The sequence below is a fragment of the Bradyrhizobium sp. 26S5 genome, from assembly GCF_036923295.1.
Classification (GTDB): Bacteria; Pseudomonadota; Alphaproteobacteria; order Rhizobiales; family Xanthobacteraceae; genus Bradyrhizobium; species Bradyrhizobium septentrionale.
This window is the reverse complement of the sequence record NZ_CP145948.1, coordinates 9,564,700-9,581,001: the sequence shown is the minus strand read 5'-3', so window position 1 is coordinate 9,581,001 and position 16,302 is coordinate 9,564,700. Positions and strand designations below refer to the sequence as shown.

Annotated in this window: 14 protein-coding genes; 8 read left to right on the top strand and 6 right to left on the bottom strand. The window is 59.7% G+C overall.

Annotated features, from left to right (window positions below; translation table 11 throughout):
* Window positions 1-1,368: 1,368 nt before the first annotated feature.
* From V5279_RS45145 to V5279_RS45115, 7 genes are all read left to right on the top strand, one after another.
* Window positions 1,369-1,560 (top strand): hypothetical protein, encoded by a 192-nt coding sequence (locus V5279_RS45145; RefSeq protein ID WP_338693846.1) that lies wholly within the window; start codon window positions 1,369-1,371, stop codon window positions 1,558-1,560.
* 145 nt (window positions 1,561-1,705) lie between these two features.
* On the top strand, window positions 1,706-1,873 hold the full coding sequence (locus tag V5279_RS45140; protein ID WP_338693844.1) for a hypothetical protein: 168 nt from the start codon (window positions 1,706-1,708) through the stop codon (window positions 1,871-1,873).
* Between the two features lie 629 nt (window positions 1,874-2,502).
* Window positions 2,503-2,772: an antibiotic biosynthesis monooxygenase gene (locus tag V5279_RS45135; protein ID WP_338693842.1), complete on the top strand. Its 270-nt coding sequence runs from the start codon at window positions 2,503-2,505 to the stop codon at window positions 2,770-2,772.
* Window positions 2,773-3,110: 338 nt separating this feature from the next.
* Window positions 3,111-3,575 (top strand): GNAT family N-acetyltransferase, encoded by a 465-nt coding sequence (locus tag V5279_RS45130; RefSeq protein ID WP_338693840.1) that lies wholly within the window; start codon window positions 3,111-3,113, stop codon window positions 3,573-3,575.
* A 232-nt stretch (window positions 3,576-3,807) separates the two neighbouring features.
* Complete coding sequence (locus tag V5279_RS45125; RefSeq protein ID WP_414645662.1) at window positions 3,808-6,330, top strand: arylsulfatase; 2,523 nt, start codon at window positions 3,808-3,810, stop codon at window positions 6,328-6,330.
* 280 nt (window positions 6,331-6,610) lie between these two features.
* The gene (locus V5279_RS45120) at window positions 6,611-8,122 is read left to right on the top strand and encodes a DUF1254 domain-containing protein (RefSeq protein ID WP_338693838.1); all 1,512 of its coding nucleotides are present in this window, start codon (window positions 6,611-6,613) and stop codon (window positions 8,120-8,122) included.
* Between the two features lie 38 nt (window positions 8,123-8,160).
* On the top strand, window positions 8,161-9,690 hold the full coding sequence (locus V5279_RS45115; protein WP_414645985.1) for a DUF1254 domain-containing protein: 1,530 nt from the start codon (window positions 8,161-8,163) through the stop codon (window positions 9,688-9,690).
* Window positions 9,691-10,099: 409 nt separating this feature from the next.
* On the opposite strand, the gene V5279_RS45110 is transcribed toward V5279_RS45115, so the two are convergent.
* Window positions 10,100-10,453 carry a hypothetical protein gene (locus V5279_RS45110; protein WP_338693833.1) on the bottom strand — a complete coding sequence of 118 codons (354 nt, stop codon included), beginning with the start codon at window positions 10,451-10,453 and terminating at the stop codon, window positions 10,100-10,102.
* 249 nt (window positions 10,454-10,702) lie between these two features.
* Window positions 10,703-10,921 carry a hypothetical protein gene (locus tag V5279_RS45105; protein WP_029085134.1) on the bottom strand — a complete coding sequence of 73 codons (219 nt, stop codon included), beginning with the start codon at window positions 10,919-10,921 and terminating at the stop codon, window positions 10,703-10,705.
* Window positions 10,922-11,128: 207 nt separating this feature from the next.
* Here V5279_RS45105 and V5279_RS45100 point away from each other — a divergent pair, with 207 nt between their 5' ends.
* Entirely contained in the window at window positions 11,129-11,782 is a 654-nt protein-coding gene (locus V5279_RS45100) for a sensor histidine kinase (protein ID WP_338693829.1), read from the top strand.
* 50 nt (window positions 11,783-11,832) lie between these two features.
* Here V5279_RS45100 and V5279_RS45095 read toward each other — a convergent pair whose 3' ends face one another.
* From V5279_RS45095 to V5279_RS45080, 4 genes are all read right to left on the bottom strand, one after another.
* Window positions 11,833-12,372 carry a hypothetical protein gene (locus tag V5279_RS45095; RefSeq protein WP_338693827.1) on the bottom strand — a complete coding sequence of 180 codons (540 nt, stop codon included), beginning with the start codon at window positions 12,370-12,372 and terminating at the stop codon, window positions 11,833-11,835.
* 614 nt (window positions 12,373-12,986) lie between these two features.
* Window positions 12,987-13,829 (bottom strand): IS21-like element helper ATPase IstB, encoded by an 843-nt coding sequence (gene istB / locus V5279_RS45090; RefSeq protein ID WP_176535476.1) that lies wholly within the window; start codon window positions 13,827-13,829, stop codon window positions 12,987-12,989.
* Complete coding sequence (gene istA / locus V5279_RS45085; RefSeq protein WP_422389058.1) at window positions 13,826-15,358, bottom strand: IS21 family transposase; 1,533 nt, start codon at window positions 15,356-15,358, stop codon at window positions 13,826-13,828. The genes istB and istA overlap by 4 nt, the downstream gene beginning before the upstream one ends.
* Before the next feature lie 148 nt (window positions 15,359-15,506).
* Window positions 15,507-16,268 (bottom strand): carbonic anhydrase, encoded by a 762-nt coding sequence (locus V5279_RS45080; RefSeq protein ID WP_338693825.1) that lies wholly within the window; start codon window positions 16,266-16,268, stop codon window positions 15,507-15,509.
* Between the last annotated feature and the right edge of the window lie 34 nt (window positions 16,269-16,302).

The following is a 16,302-nucleotide window of genomic DNA, read 5'->3' as shown; positions in this document are numbered from 1 at the left end:
ACGTGGCATCCATTGGCGGATGTCGAATTCGGCCACACGCGACCTTATCGATTGAGGCACCATGGGCCTATCAAGGGTAAACACAACTCACGAATTATGAACGCGTGGAGGTTTCAAACAACTGCTGGGGCCATCGGATGGCAGCGGCGCGCGAGAAGGCCCAGATCGACTGGCGCAAGCGCGAGTCGGCGGCGAGCCGATTTCGCGCTGAATGTGAGTACCCCGATGGGGCGGTTGCCGCTTCCGGCCATGGTCCGGTACCGTCATCGGCGACGATTTTGATCGGACGGTGCGGCGGATGTAACCGGCCTGATGATCTTGAATGGCCCCGACGTGCAATATCGTCGGGGCCATTCGTGTGATCGGCGTCGTTTCGTTCACGATGGATGTGACGAACTCGATAAAAGGTCAGCGTGACCGCACTTCAGACAAATGAGCGCGCATTCGCCTATGTGAAGTGTCCGAATTTCACTTTGCGAGTGTCCTAACTAGGTGGCGCGCGCTAGCCTGCCTTACCCACTAGATGAGCCCAAATTGAATTTGGGTAGTGGCCCAATTTGAACATTAACAGTTCGGCAACGGCCGCAACCATCCGAGTTCCAAAGCGTTAACGGCCTATCACCGCACTGTCTTTTGAGCCGTCATCGGTGATGAGAACGCCAATTGCGCTCCCGCCTTTGCCGGTCGGAAAGGAGCGCCTTCATGAAAAGACGCCGTTTCAATCAACATCCACCATCGGATGAACACTTAGAAGAACAGGCCATCCGTCTGCGTAAACACGCACAGGGTACCCCACCTGGGGTCGAACGTGAGAAGCTAATCCGGCAGGCGCGTAAGGCCGATGCTGCCGCTCGCATGCAGGAATGGCTTTCGTCTCCCGGCCTGCGGCCACCAAAATAGGCGCCATGCAGCAACCCAAAACGGACTTCAAATTACTAGACCGCACCATGTTGCGCGCGGGCGTCCGTGTGATCCGAAATGACACCGAGAAGTCCGGCACCATTGTCGGGGCTGACGGCGAAATCAAAGTATGGGACGATGGCCGGAGAGCTACTACCGGCGAAAGGTGCCGAGAGACATTCGTTTGGCAGAGGCTTCCGAAACCAGACAAGCCATCACTCATGAAGTTCACGAAGGCCGATTAAGTTCGAATGGCAAGAAGTGAGGCCGCCTCAATTGGCGCTCTCTTTGTTTTGGCATCGGTGTTGGACATGGCCGCGGTTGCATCGCTGGCGGTGCCGTCCTATTTGGCCCCGGCGACGAGACGAAGCGCGTTCGTGAAAGGTCAGCGTTCCTTCCTAGTTCTCCGACCGAGCATGAAGAACCATGCTCAAAGAACGAACTTGCACTCGGGCTGAGGGCGGGACAATGCCAATCAATCGGTTGTTGAAAGACAAGTGCACGCCGGAACAAATCGAGCTTTTGAACAAGGCTTTCAGCCCCGCGCTGAACTTGCTGGGCGTGGTTGATCGTAACGACCCGCTTTGCGATATGGCCGCTCGCAAGGTTATCGAGGTCGGCGCAACAGGCATTCGCGAGCCGAGAGAAATCGCGGAATGAGCGTGGCCCGAATTGGCCTACGGTAAGGCCGATCCAGCGGCAGGCATGTGTGCGGATTTACTAGATAGAAACCATAGAAAATGATCCGAAAACTTTAGTGAAACAACTGGGCCGTCTCTGCGTCGGTTTGTCGGAGGGCAGCCCCATGACAGATCGCCAGTTCCGAGAGCAGGAGGTTCAGATCGCGCATTATCAGCTTTTGTCGCGGGAGGTTACTGATCCACTTGCGGCGTGTTTGCTTCGGGTCATTGTCGAAGAGCTTGAAGCCGACCTGCGAAGGGATCGCGCCATCGGGCAGAGCTGCCCCGAATGAGGGGCCACGTCTAGGCAACCGGAAGCGTTGGTCGTGTGAACAACACTTTGCTGGCTTAGAGACAGGGGGCGAACAATGGTCAAGGGTTTGCTTTTACTCGCCGGGCTCGCGATCCTCTTGATCAGTTCTCAGCAGATGTTCCTAATGTTCCGCGACGCGTCATTCCGTGCTCGCGGCAATCGGCTGATTGCACGCAGCGCACCCCTTAATCTTTTCGATGAATTTAGCTGGGCTCGTGCTTTTCGGCGTTGTCGGCGCGGCGTTGATTTGTTGGCAGTTGTTTGCTTGATGCGACCGACTTGCTTAGCTTCGCGATTTGGGCTGATTGGCCCAGCGCCCATGTCCGTTGGGAAGACCGGAAGTTGTCGGCCGACAGCCCAAATGACGCGATTGCCCCCCAGCGGACATGCGGCTGACGAGGCCGTCTCTCTAAACGGGCTCGTCAGGGGTAGGTCGCGAAGTCTAGTGCTGTGGTTCTATCGGACATAGGGCAAACGTCCGATGGCATCAGTGCAACCCGGAAATGAAATAGCTCCAAGCGGTGGCCAGTATTATACTGGTACTACTGGAAAGTGCTATTTCAAACGTTCGTGGAAAGATTGTTACGACCAGTCAGGGAGGAACATCTGATGACGACTATGTTTGTTAGACACAAGGTTTCCGACTACAAGACTTGGCGGAAGGCTTACGATGACTTTGCCCCGGTCCAGAAGGCGAAGGGCGTAACAGCCGAGGCTGTCTACCGAGCAGTCGAGAATCCCAATGACATCACAGTAACTCACGAATTTGCCACGATTGAAGCTGCGCAAGCCTTCGCAGAGAGTGCTGAATTGAAGAATGCTATGCAGAATGCGGGAGTGGCGGGAGCTCCAACGATTTGGTTAACGAACAAGGCGTGAAATATCGATCCCGGCCAAGTGCGGGGATTTTTTTGCTGTGGTGTGCCTGTCGCCAGTTAGCACAAACCGGACCAACCGAGACGGCCCGACGATGTCCGTTCGCTGGGTAAAGTAGACTTGGCAAATGGACGAGCCGACTTCCGAGTCTGACCCCTAGCAGACTTGGCAGTCCATGCGCGGACTATAGGAACAACCAGTACGAAAGAGGGGGGCATAACTGAAACGCTCACGCGCGTCTTATGTAGCTCAGCTTTGAAATTCGCTTCTCCTCGGATATCTGACAGCTATCTGAGTAGGAAATCACTACGATGGTTTGTAACCGAATTAGGTCCGCACGCGTGGACGACGCCGCCGGGCTCACCGAAATTGCGGTGCGTGCGACGAAACATGACGGACATGACGACGGTGCTATCTCCCGGTTCATGCCAGGCCTCAAAATCAATCTTGCACTGATCGCCGCCGGGCTGGTCCATGTGGCAGAGGACCAACAGGGCGTTCCGGGCGGCTATGTGAGCTTCAGACCAACTGGAATGGGGGGCTTAATTCTCCTCGAAGGCATCTTCGTCGATCCAGCTTATTCGCGGAGCGGTGTTGGCAGACGCCTTTTCGCTGCCGCAGTCGAGCATTCGAGAAAGATGGCGGGAAATGTAATCCTGATTTATTCGAGCCCACACTCGGCAGATTTCTACGCCCACCTCGGCGCGATTGAGATAGGCATGACGCCGTTCGTATTCTCCCCCGACGTGCAGTTATCGATGTTCGCGTTTACAATTCCGCCGTTCGGCGGCGCTAACGCTGTTTAGCGAGCGCGTGGATATGTCTCTTCATGGCCCTTTTCGGACGTGCCGCACTGGCTATCGAAAGTCCGGTGTCGGGGGTGAAGCGGACTTCACGGTTGTGCGTTCCGACTTCCGGTTTTGACCCGTAGCGGAAATGTATTGATCTAAATCAACCCAGAGCTGTTCCGTCCCGCCCATCTGTGGCTGACCGTCATCGGTCGCGATAACTGATTAACGGCGGTGGAAGGACCAGAGCATGAAGACCAATCCAGGCTTTCAGATCAGAACGGTCACGATGTTGGTGGCCGCGTGGTTGACCTCGACGGCTCCGGCAGCATTCGCCCAGCAGCAGACAACCGGCGCGCCCGGCTCGCCCGCAGCCACCACCACGATCGATGGCCGCTATCTGCCGCCGCCGCCTCCGCCGTTCCAGGGCGAGATCAACCTGAATGCCCTCCAGTCGAAGCCGGCCTGGCCGGCGCGCGTGGTGCCGCCGAAGGGCGCGCCGAACATCCTCTTGATCATGACCGATGACGTTGGCTTTAGCGCCCCCTCGACCTTCGGCGGGGTTATCCCAACGCCGACCTTGGACAGGATTGCGGCAAACGGGCTGCGCTACCCGAATTTCCACACCACGTCGCTCTGCTCGCCGACACGCGCCGCCCTCATCACTGGCCGCAACCATCACTCAGAAGGTTTTGGCGTGATCTCGGAGCAGGCTACTGGCTTCCCCGGCTACAACAGCGTCCTTCCGAAGGACACCGCCACGATTGGCCGCATTCTGCTGGAGAACGGTTACCGCACCTCGTGGTTCGGAAAGGATCACAACACGCCGACCTACCAGACCAGCCAAGCCGGCCCCTTCGATCAATGGCCGACCGGAATGGGATTCGAATACTTCTACGGCTTCATGGGGGGTGACAGCAGTCAATGGACGCCGATGCTGTACCGCAACACAACGCTGATTGCGCCGTTTGAGGGACGTCCGGAGTGGAATCTGATCACCGCCATGGCCGATGAGGCCATCAGTTGGGTGAACAGGTTGAACTCGATCGATCCGTCGATGCCGTTCCTTTTGTACTACGTTCCGGGCGGCACGCATGCGCCGCATCATCCGACGCCGGAATGGGTCAAGAAGGCGACCGATCTCCATCTCTTCGACAAGGGCTACAACGCACTTCGTGACCAGATTCTCGCAAACCAGAAGAAACTCGGCGTCGTCCCGCAGGAGACGAAGTTAACGGACTGGCCCGACAATTTGCTGAAGAAGTGGGACGTGCTGTCGGCCGACGAGAAGAAGCTCTTCATCCGCCAAGCCGATGTTTACGCCGCCTATCTCATGTACACCGACCACGAGATCGGCCGCGTCGTCCAAGCGGTGCAGGATATGGGCAAGCTCGACAATACGCTCATTATCTTCATTAGCGGTGACAATGGTGCGAGCGCGGAGGGAACGGTGAACGGCACGTTCGCCGAACTCGTACCGTTTAACGGCATCAATCCGACGGTCGCCGAAAATCTGAAGTTCTATGACGCCTGGGGGAGCAATGAAACATACCCGCATTACGCGGTGCCGTGGGCGTGGGCTTTCGACACGCCATTCAAGTGGACGAAACAGATTCCGTCCTACTTTGGCGGGACCCGCAACGGTATGGCGATCTCCTGGCCTGCGCGCATTGCTGACAAGGGCGGCATTCGCTGGCAGTTTCACCACGTGATCGACGTCGTGCCGACGATCCTGGAGGCTACGGGCATTCCCGCACCGGTCATGGTCGATGGCATCGCGCAAAAGCCGATCGAGGGCGTCAGTCTTGCCTACACCTTCGACAAGGCGAATGCCGATGCTCCGACGCGGCATCGCACGCAGTACTTCGAAATGATGGGCGTGCAGGGTCTGTACAACGACGGCTGGATGCTGAGCGCAGTCCCGATCCGATCGCCGTGGGATCTGGCTGGCAAGGCGGTCGAAGACCCTGCCAGCGCCTTCAAATTCGAACTGTATGAAGTGGGCAAGGATTGGTCGCAGACCACCGATGTCGCGGCCGCCAATCCGCGCAAGGTGCAGGAGATGAGGGACCTGATGTTCGGCGAGTTCGCTAAGTATCAGGTACTGCCGCTGGATGCTTCGGCAGCGACGCGCCTTGCTTCGGCTCGTCCCTCGGTGACCGCAGGACGAAAGGAGTTTAACTACTCGACTCCGATAACCGGCCTGCCCGACAGCGTAGTGCCGTCGCTCCTAAATACGTCCTACACCATCACTGCGGATGTCGAGGTGCCGCAAGGAGGCGGCGATGGGTCGATCGTCACTCAGGGCGGGCGGTTCGGCGGCTATGGGTTGTACCTTCTGAAAGGCAAGCCCGTCCTCACCTGGAACCTGCTTGGTCTTGGCCGCATCCGCTGGGAAGGCCAGCAAGCGCTTTCGCTCGGCAAGCACACCATCGCGTTCGACTTCAAGTACGACGGTCTCGGTTTCGCTACGCTTGCCTTCAACAACATGAGCGGCATCGGCCGTAGCGGCACCGGCACATTGGCTGTAGATGGCAAGGTTGTTGCGACGCAGAAAATGGAACGCACCGTGCCATTGATCTTGCCGGTCGACGAAACCTTCGACGTCGGCTCGAAGACAGGTACGCCGGTGGATGATCGCGATTATCAAGTGCCGTTCACGTTCACAGGCAAGATCAACAAGGTGACGATCTCTGTGGAGCCACCGAAGTTGACGGCGGACGACGATAAGAAGCTGGCGGATGCGTATCGCTCCGCCCAGGACGCGAAGTGATCGATGGTCTACCACGAGCCGAGGGCCGCACAGCCCTCGGCTCGCCATCGAGACGGACGGCTTCCCGCTTCCGGTATTGGCTTTTTTCCAACGTCGCCAGGTGATCAGCGGACGTCTGCTCGCTGGGGTCGAGCGGACGTCGGCGGAAAGCGGCGCGACTTCCGAGTTTGACCCAAAGCGGTCATGACGTCCGAAGCCAACTATTGCCCTTTAGGTCAATACTGGTGGCTACGATGCTTGCGCTACGTTTGCCCTGCAATGCGCTGGCAGGAGCTTAAACATGTCCAAGGAGCTTTGCGACACCAACCGATGTCACTACCGGGTCGGGGATATTGATCGCCGATCCTTAATCCCTCTACTCGGCGCCGGGACGGCCTTCCTGATGTTGTCAGGTAAGGCTCTGGCGCAGCAGGTCCCGATCCCCACAACCGCCGCCCAAGTTCCCGGCCCGCCGAGCGGCACCGCAATGACTACGGCCTACGTCCAGTCGGTTGGGCGTGCGGCCTATCTGTGGGGCTACGCGCTGGTCAACATGGCCAACCGCCACGCGGATTTTAAGAAGGCGCCCGAACCCGGCCTGATCGGCGGGGTGGTGCCGGTCGCGCACAACGCGGTCGCGATGTTGACCGGTTATATCAGCCCGGACCAGCGCATCATCGCCTGCGCGAACCAGGATGTCGCGTACGGGGCCGGCTTCCTCGACAACCTTGATAACGCTCCAATTGTTTTCCAGGTGCCGGACTTCGGCGACCGCTTTTGGGTTTATGCGCTTTATGACATGCGTACAGACCAACTCTCGAACATCGGCAAGCAATACGGCACGAAGCCTGGCTTGTACATGGTGGTCGGCCCGAACTGGAAGGGTGAGACGCCGAAAGGAATTACGGCGGCGTTGCGATCTTCCACGACGGTGGTCTTCGTCATCCCGCGTGTTTTCATGGACGACACGCTGGAGGATCACGCCGCCATCCAACCGCTGCTCAATCAGATCGCCTTCTACCCGCTCTCGCGCTTTGACGGGCAAATGAAGACGGTGGATTGGAGCAAGCTCCCCCACTTCCCCGCGCCAAAGTCCAGTGGCGCAGGCGAGGTTCAGTGGGTGAACCCGGAGACTTTTTTCGATGAGCTGCCGGCGGTGATGAAAAGCGTGCCCCCGCTACCGGGCGAGGAAGCTCTCTATGCGTCGATCGGCAGTGTGCTCGATGCGGCGGCCAAGGACGCGGCGATCAAGAAGACGCTGACCGAAACCGCCGTCGCCGCCGACCGAGAGATGGTCACACCTTTCTTGCAGTGGCGCTATAACGGACGCTCCGCCGGCAATGGCTGGAACTCGCCGGTCAATAATGCGGAGTGGGGAACGGACTATCTCAATCGCACCGCCACGGCGAAATCGAACATGTTCGACAACCTGGCGACGGAAACCAAGTACATCTACACAGACGATGACAGTTCGGGAAAACAGCTCAACGGCCAGAACACCTACGCGGTCACCTTTGCCAAGGTCCCGCCGGTCAAGGGGTTCTGGTCGCTCACGTTGTACAACGATGTCCATTTCTTCAATCCGAACCCGCTGAAACGCTACTCGCTCGGCACCAAGAACAAGACCCTCAAGTACAACGCGGACGGATCGCTGACGCTCTATGCCGGCGCGAAGTCTCCCGGCACGGACAAGGAGAGCAACTGGCTGCCGGCGCCTGAAGGAACGTTCTCGCTCTACATCCGCGCCTACTGGCCCGACAAGGCCATCATCGACGCCACATGGCAGCCGCCGACCATCAAGATGATAAACTGAGCCAGTGCAGAGGAGACGCGACAATGACAAGCCATCGCATCAGCCACCTCGCCGCCGCGCTGGCTGGCGGTCTTGCAATGAACGGCCTTGCTGCGCAGGCTTTCGCTCAGGAGACCTCCTTCGATAAGTTGGCCAACCTCCCGTTCGCGGAAGGCCGGCCCACGAAGGAGACCGCGCAGACACTGCGCGACGAACTGCTCTTCCAGCGGGCAACGCAGACCTATCTCTGGGCGTTGCCGTTGATCAACACGCTCGGCATGCAGGTCGGGTCGGAAAAGCACTTCGGCGCCGGGTACAACGTCCTGCCGATCTGGAAGCAGCGACTCGACGCCAAGACGCTGGTGACGACTCCCAACTCCGACCTCCTCTACGCGATGAGCTATGTTGACCTGGGCAAAGATGGGCCGCTGGTGATGGATGCCCCACCCATGCTGCAAGGCATCCTGCTAGATTACTGGCAGCGCCCCATCCCGGTCGATGGTGGCAAGTTCTTTGGTGACGTCGGGCTCTTCGGGCCGGATGCCGGTAAGGGCGGCAAGTTCTTGATCCTCCCACCCGGTTACAAAGGCGAGGTGCCGCAAGGCCACTTCGTTTACCGTTCCGGGACCAACAACGTCTTCATCTTCCTGCGCGGGTTCTACGAGGACCCGAAGAATCTGACGCCGGCCGACGCGCACCTTGAAAAGACGAGAATCTATCCACTGAACGGCGAAACCGGCGCCAAGGCGATGAAGTTCCCCGACGCCTCCGGCATCCAGGTCAACATGCTGCCGATGAGCGATGGCAGCGCCTTCGAGCAGCTCAAGCGGCTTGTGGACAGCGAGGGCAACAATCTCGCCGGTCCGGATTGGCTCGGCATGCTGGCGGCGATCGGCATCGTCAAGGGTCAGCCGTTCACTCCGGATGCGCACAGCCGCGAGATCCTCGAGCGGGCCGCGAAGACCGGTTACAAGATGAGTCGCGTCATCGGCTTCGAAGAAAAGGTCAGTGGCAACTCCTATCGCATGTATTCAGACCGCCGCTGGGTGAATCCATTCCCAGACGGGACGCCCGCCAATCCAACAGGAACTTTGAACCTGGCTTGGGAGAATGTCGCTGGAACGTATCCGTATCTGGACCTCGACGCCCGGATTTGGATGTTCACCAACTATTACTCGATCAGCCCCGGGATGGTGTCCAAAAGTCCGGGCGCGGCCGCCATGTATGTTATCGCTTTCACTGACAGCGAGGGCACGCCCCTGGTGGGCGGCAGCAGCTATCGCCTGAATCTGCCGGCCAACATCCCGGCCCGCCTGTTCTGGTCGGTGACGCTCTACGAGGCGGAGAACGCTTCGGGTCTCGCCAACGGCCAGCCGTTCCCGTCGCTCGGTTCAAAGGACAAGCCGGCGCAGAACGCCGACGGCAGCACGGAAATCTTCCTCGGACCCCAGGCACCCGAGGGCAAACGGGGCAACTGGCGCGCCACCGTGCCGGGCAGAGGATACTTCGCCATCATCCGGCTCTACGGCCCGACCGAAGCCGCCATCGACAAGAGTTGGAAGCCTGGCGACGTTGAGAAGTTGAAATGACGTCAGGCTGCGGAATGCCGGGCGGTGAAAACTGCGGATGCCGGGCGGTGAAAATAGTGCGGATAAGTCCCATTAGAACCCCGGCCTCAGAGCTGGGGTCTCTGTTTGTGGCAGCCTTGCAGATGTCGCAGTTGGGTCAATCGCTACACGGGCGACCCAGCGGCAAGTCCGGCCATGTCGGCTATGCCGCCGAAAGCTTTAGAGCATTAGCGGATTCGCTATAGGCCAGTGCGGGTTGAGGCGCTTAGTAAGGGCAAAGGTCCGGAATTGGCCCTTTTCGGACCTGTCGTTTTCACCTGACGATGTCCGCTTCCGAGGGCGGACCGGACATCTCTGTCACGAGGCCAAACTTCCGAAAGTGACCCAAACCCGCCCTGTCGCGGTAACGACAGGCTGCCTTGGAGCACGATCAAGGATAGCGCTGCACAAATTCATCGATCCGCTGCGTGGTAGCCTTTATTTTCTTGTCGTGATCCGGGTCGCTTTCCAACGGTATGGATCGAATAATTTCGTCGAGCGCCGGCTTCATGTCTTCGTAAGCTCGACGCGCTTCCTTTTCGCTGGCAAAGAAGCGGGTGTGCACCATCCAGCCATAGATACCGCAAGTGATCGCAAACGACGCAACCCTACCGCCGCCTTCGAGGGTGATCCTCGCTCCGTTGGCGTGTTCCTCATCAAGCAGAATGGCGCCTGTCTCAGAGCCGGATTTTCCGATCGTTCGTCCTCTATCAAATGACAGCCACATCGCGGTCTCTTGGTTCACCCAAATTGCCGGTGACAAGATCGACCCGGATCGGAATGAGCACAAGTCCGGAATTGGCCCTTTTCGGACGTGCCGCACTGGCGATCGAAAGTCCGGTGTCGGGGGTGAAGCGGACTTCACGGTTGTGCGTTCCGACTTCCGAGTGTGACCCAAGGCGGTCATCGTTTTGAAGCTACCAGCAGGACCCGAACTGAAAGAGTCGTGCGTGGTTGGGAGGCCCCGACAGCCACGCACGAAATGGTCCGCGAGCTACTCGGCTGCATTGTCTGAAAGAACAGAGAAGTCCTTCGACTTCTGGCCATCCTCGACTTCCGCAAATCCCTCCGCAGCCATGCCGCGTTTGAGCAACTCCCGTATTGCCGCCGCCCTGCTCGGCATCCGCTTTGCAAAGCGCCACGTATCAACGATCCGGAGTTCCGCGTGCGTGAGCATAATTTGGAGCCGCTCGCCTCGACTGAGTTCACCCATCTGAGCCCTCCCGTGAAAACTCACTCCTAAAACGTAAGAAGCCAATAATTAGTTCCGTACGGTTTATACTCACTAGTCTCATCTTTGGTGCTAGGTAATTAGAACCACAAAGGCATCCAATGTGCATGTAACATATTGAACTTACTATCATTTTGTTGATTTTCCGGTCCTTCGAAGCGCAATCTGTCTGCTTGAAGGGAGCGAAAAATGTCAATTCAGATCGAATATGGAAGCGTAGGGGTGGCCGAGGCCGACCACCGGATCGCGAACAACTTGGCCAGCCTGAGCGGTGTTATTCGCGGCCAGCGCAAAGCTATTTCCAAAAGCGGCAGAACCTTTACGACCGAGCAGGTTTGCATGTTGCTCGACGACATTGACGCGCGCATTGAGGTCACGGCGAAACTCCACAAGTCGTTGGCGCAGGCCGTCAACGGCAATGGAGTAAACCTCGGCGATTTCCTGGAAGAAATTTCCGTGCTGATCAGCAGGCTCAGCCCGGACGGTAGGATGGACTTAACGGTCGATAATGCTTGCGACGGCTACATCGACCCGCGTCACGCACTTCACGCCGGACTCATTACCGCCGAGCTACTTACAAACGCTAGCAAGTATGCGCATCCGGCGGGCTTGGTCGTGAAGGTCAACATACGCTGCGAGGCGAATGACGATGGATCATTCATGGTGGAAGTGACGGACGACGGCGTCGGTTTCCCGGAAAATTTCGATCCTGCGTCGGATGGGGGGCTTGGCTTCCAGCTCATGCGGGCTTTGGCAAATGGGCTGAATGCCGAACTTCAATTTGAACACGACAGCCTTGGTGTTCGCGCTCGCCTCATTAAACCAAAACATTTGGCGGCGTAAATTCATAGGCACAGCACCAGGAGAAACTAGCATGGCGTCCATTCTGCCGTTTAGTCTCCAACAATCTTTTCATCCCGCCGCTTGCTCTTGTCGACGTGCTGGTAAGTTGCGTCCACCAACAACCAGCCTCGCCTGCACAACGCGTCGAGGCCTTGCTCGCCGGCGAGCAGGACATAGAGACAAGCCGCCGACCAGCCGGCGACCCAGACCAGTTCGTCGCTCACATGGATGTGCAGCAGTCCAAGACCGACGCCGGTCAGCACGAACAAGGGCGGCGCGGCGATGCAGATATAGGCGAGCCGCCGGGCGCGCAGCTCGAAGGACGAAGGCGCTGCCGTCGTCATCCACCAGGCGCAGGCAAGACCGAGCAAGGGTGCTGCCGTCGCAGCCAGCAGGCAAAGCGCCGCCAGAGCCAGTCGCCCAAACGACATCGGGCCATCAGCGGGAGAGACCGCGAGGTGGAATGCATCGAGCAGGAACGGATAGGCGATCGCTCCAGCCGCCGGGATCATCGAACGGAGCTTTTCGGCGGCCGTATTCGCCAAGCCATCATCGCCGGGCCGTACGCGACCTTGTTCAAATGAACTCACTGAGTTCTCCAGAGTTCAGGCATCGTGCGAAGGAGAGAGCCAAACCGACGAATCTATTCCCGGGTCATCGTCGGAGGCGTGGCACAGAAGCTAGTGCTGTAGACGCTGGCGTGCACGGGCAAACGGCGTTGCGCCGAGACCATGTCTCAAGGCGCGTAACCGTATAGTGATAAGGGCCCACCGATAGGACCGAGTTCCAACAATCCGACTGGACCATGCCACCCCGTTGGCAGCTACTGCCCTGCCGGCGTGATGCACCTCGCAAGATCCTGGGCCCGACGTGGCTGGTCTCCCGGCAAGGGCTTGATCTCATTCGGACCGGGAGGGGAAGACACCTCAGATCATTCTTTCGCGCCGACAAGCGATTCAATGCGCCGCGATTGCACGATGGCGTCTCCGAGATCCACGAACGCTGCAAGATCTTGAGGTGCCGCCGCCAGCCCCATCCCGTCGGCATCACCGGAACGGGGGGCCCATATCGCGCGGCTCTCCAGTATAGCGCGACAATCAGGATGAGAGCGGCGCGTCAATCAAGATGAGACGAGGCGGCCGAGTCAGGAGATAATTGACGCTGGCCGCCTACTTGGCAAGCGTTGATTGACGCTGCGCGACAATCAAGCGGCGCTGCCAGCGTCAATCACAGTCTTGTCGAGTTCGTTGGGGGTCGTGTGAACAGGTGGCCGGCCTGGACCGCGCTTGCGATCGAGGGCAACTTTTCGACGGTAACTTTCGACGTTCATCTCGAGGATCGTGGCGTGGTGGACCAAACGATCGATGGCAGCCAACGTCATTGCCTGGTCCGGGAAGATACGCCCCCATTCGCCAAATGGCTGATTGGCCGTGATCAGCAGCGAGCGTCGTTCGTAGCGGGCGGCGATCAACTCGAACAGCACACTGGTTTCCGCCTGATCCTTGCTCACATATGTGATGTCGTCGAGGATCAGGAGGTCATAGCGATCGAGTTTGGCGATCGCGGACTCCAGCGCCAGCTCGCGCCGCGCGACCTGCAGCCGTTGCACCAGATCAGTGGTGCGCGCGAAGAGAACGCGCCAACCGTTCTCGACGAGAGCCAGGCCGATCGCCGTGCCGAGATGGGTCTTGCCGCCGCCCGGTGGACCGAACAAGAGCAAATTGGCGCCGGCCTTCAACCAGGCGTCGCCAGCGGCGAGCGCCATCGCCTGTGCCTTTGATAGCATCGGCACGCTTTCGAAGTCGAAGGTGGCGAGCGTCTTGCCGGCGGGCAAACGCGCTTCCACCATGTGTCGCTCGATCCGACGGCGGGTGCGATCGGCCGCCTCGTGCTCGGCAAGGGCGGCGAGGAAGCGGGCGGCAGGCCACCCTTCCTTGTCCGACTGTGCGGCGAGCTTCGGCCAGATCGCCTTGACGCCCGGCAGGCGGAGCTCATTGAGAAGCAGCTCGACACGGGCAGCATCGACGGAGGTAGCGATACCGGTCATGCTGCCTCTCCCAGGTTCGAGCGGCCCGACATGACGCTGACGGAGGCGAGTTCATCGTAGACGTCGAGCGGCGCCAGCTTGACGGCGACACGCGGGATCGAGGCCGCCTCGGGTCGGAAGCGGTCGCGCAGCGCGGCAAGATCGGGTAACTGTCCGGCGTCCAGATCCATCGCGATCACCTCGGCGAGTTCTGCTTCGCAGGCGCGCTCGTGAGCCAGCGCCAGAAGCTCGACCGTCACCTTGCAGGCGCGCCGGTCATCACCATGCTCCCGCAAGGTCTCGAACAGACGTTTGTAAGCTGCACGCGGGAAGAGTTGGTCGCGATAAACGAGATTGAGGAGCGCCATCGGCTTGCGCCGCAGGGCATGGATGACGTGCCGGTAATCCACAACATGACCGCCCTGGCTCTCGGACACAGGCCGACCGCGCCGCAGCGTCACGACCGGCGTGACGCCAAGGAAGCATTCGAGCCGGTCGTCGAAGATGCGCACACGCAGGCGATGGCCGATCAATCTTGAAGGCACGGTGTAGAATACGCGCCGCAGGATGAAGCCGCCTGACGACGTCACCGGGATCACTTTCTCCTCGAAGTCGGTCGTGCGGCCTTTTGGCAGCGGCGCCAAGGCCTCCTTCTCGAGCGCGATCGGCTTGGCGAGGTTGGCGTTGCGCCGGCCGACAATCTCGTCGACAAAAGCCCGGTACGCATCGAGACTGGCGAACTCGCGCGTCCCCCGCAGCAACAGCGCATCTTCCAGTGCCCGCTTGAGATGGCCGTGCGCGCTCTCGATCGAGCCGTTCTCATGTGCGATGCCCGCATTGTTGCGCGTTGGCGCCATGCCATAGTGGCCCATCAGCCCGGCGTAGCGCTGCGTCAGATCCCCCCGTGCGTCGGCGGCCAGATTGCGGAATGCTGCCGACAGGCTGTCGCTGCGATGCTCCCGCGGCACGCCGCCAAGCGCCCACAGCGCGTTCTGCAAGCCCTCCGCCAGGGCGACGAAGCTTTCGCCGCCGAGCACGACATGGACATGCTCGAAGCCGGAGAACGCCAACCGGAAGTGATAGAGCCGGTGATCGAGCGGCTCACCCGCGATGGTAATACCGAGCGCGCTCACGTCGGTGAAGTCGGACAGACCCAGGCGGCCGGGCTCGTGCTGCTGGCGGAAGATCACGTCCTGTTCGGGGCCGTTGAGCGCCCGCCAGGCGTTGATGCGCCGCTCCAGCGTGCGGCGGATGTTCGGGTTCAAGTCATGATGCCGTCGGCGCAGCTCGTCCAGCACGCCGATCACGCGGATGCCGGGCGCAGCCTTCAGGATCGGAACGATCTCGGCGTCCCAATACTGCCCGAGCGGATCGGACCGGCGCCGGCCCCTCGGCGTCTTCTTCTGCGATGGCGGGCGACAATCGCCCTCGATTCGATACGCGCTTGCCTTCGAGAACCCCGCCTTGGCCGCGGCGGCCTCGGGGGACAGTGTCAGTCGGTACGTCATGTACAGCCTCATCTGGTGGTCGGTGATGTGGAGGCCAGGCAAGGCATCGATTCCCTCTTGTCGAGACGAACCAACAGCTTGCACCAGCCGCACCCGGCCGCCAGACGGGTCCAAAAACGCGCGACGCCGATGGGGACGGTCCTCCGGTCGGGCTGCGCCCTCCCTTCGGTCCGTCCCCATCGGCGCAGTCTCACCTTGATTGTCGCTGGAGTCTCACCCTGATCGCCGCCGCGCACTCCAGAAGATAGACGCCGTAAACCGCTTCGATCCCGGTGTAGGCGTTGGTCCTCAGTTCTTCCTGGATCGAGTAAGCCGCCAGCGCGGCGTTGGTGACGACAGACGTCTCAATCAGGGCTTTTCGATATCCAGGGCGGTGCACGACGGCCGGCCCGAACGCGGCGACCAGCTTTCTCTCGGAAGCCTGGACCACGACCAGCGCACCGTCGAGAATGCTGCGGAGCGAACGCTTGGTCGCGAGCGGCAAGTATTCACGCGGATTCAGGAATACATCGACGGCTGTCGTGAGCGCGCCGCATCCGCTGTGGCCGAGTACGACGATGAGTTTGAGGCTGCCGCCAAGGTTCTCGACTGCGTATTTGAGGCTTCCAAGCACCTCTATTCCGAGGCCGTTGCCTGCGACGCGGACCACGAAGAGATCATTGGGCCCTTCATTGAAAATGAGTTCGACGGGGACGCGGGCGTCGGAGCAGCCGAGCACGGCTGCAAACGGTCTTTGCTTCGGTACGGCGCTGTCAGCCAGCACCCCCAGGTCACGCAGATCGACCGGGATGATCTGCTGTACCCCGCCCGCTTCCTCATCGTGGTCAAGGAGTGTGGCGAAGCTTTTGTTGCCCTGCTCTAGACGGAGCAAAGCCGCTTTACTGTCGGGCGGGGTCGGCCTGATCGAGCCATCGTCGCTGCTATAGCGATAGGTGATATCGAAGGTCTTCATGATAGCCGCGCTGGGCTGGGAATATTCAGGCAAG

Coding starts and splice junctions, on each gene's coding strand:
- V5279_RS45145 (WP_338693846.1), top strand. CDS start 1,369: ATGCCAATCAATCGGTTGTTGAAAGACAAGTGCACGCCGGAACAAATC.
- V5279_RS45140 (WP_338693844.1), top strand. CDS start 1,706: ATGACAGATCGCCAGTTCCGAGAGCAGGAGGTTCAGATCGCGCATTAT.
- V5279_RS45135 (WP_338693842.1), top strand. CDS start 2,503: ATGACGACTATGTTTGTTAGACACAAGGTTTCCGACTACAAGACTTGG.
- V5279_RS45125 (WP_414645662.1), top strand. CDS start 3,808: ATGAAGACCAATCCAGGCTTTCAGATCAGAACGGTCACGATGTTGGTG.
- V5279_RS45120 (WP_338693838.1), top strand. CDS start 6,611: ATGTCCAAGGAGCTTTGCGACACCAACCGATGTCACTACCGGGTCGGG.
- V5279_RS45105 (WP_029085134.1), bottom strand. CDS start 10,921: ATGGGTGAACTCAGTCGAGGCGAGCGGCTCCAAATTATGCTCACGCAC.
- V5279_RS45100 (WP_338693829.1), top strand. CDS start 11,129: ATGTCAATTCAGATCGAATATGGAAGCGTAGGGGTGGCCGAGGCCGAC.
- istB (WP_176535476.1), bottom strand. CDS start 13,829: ATGACCGGTATCGCTACCTCCGTCGATGCTGCCCGTGTCGAGCTGCTT.
- V5279_RS45080 (WP_338693825.1), bottom strand. CDS start 16,268: ATGAAGACCTTCGATATCACCTATCGCTATAGCAGCGACGATGGCTCG.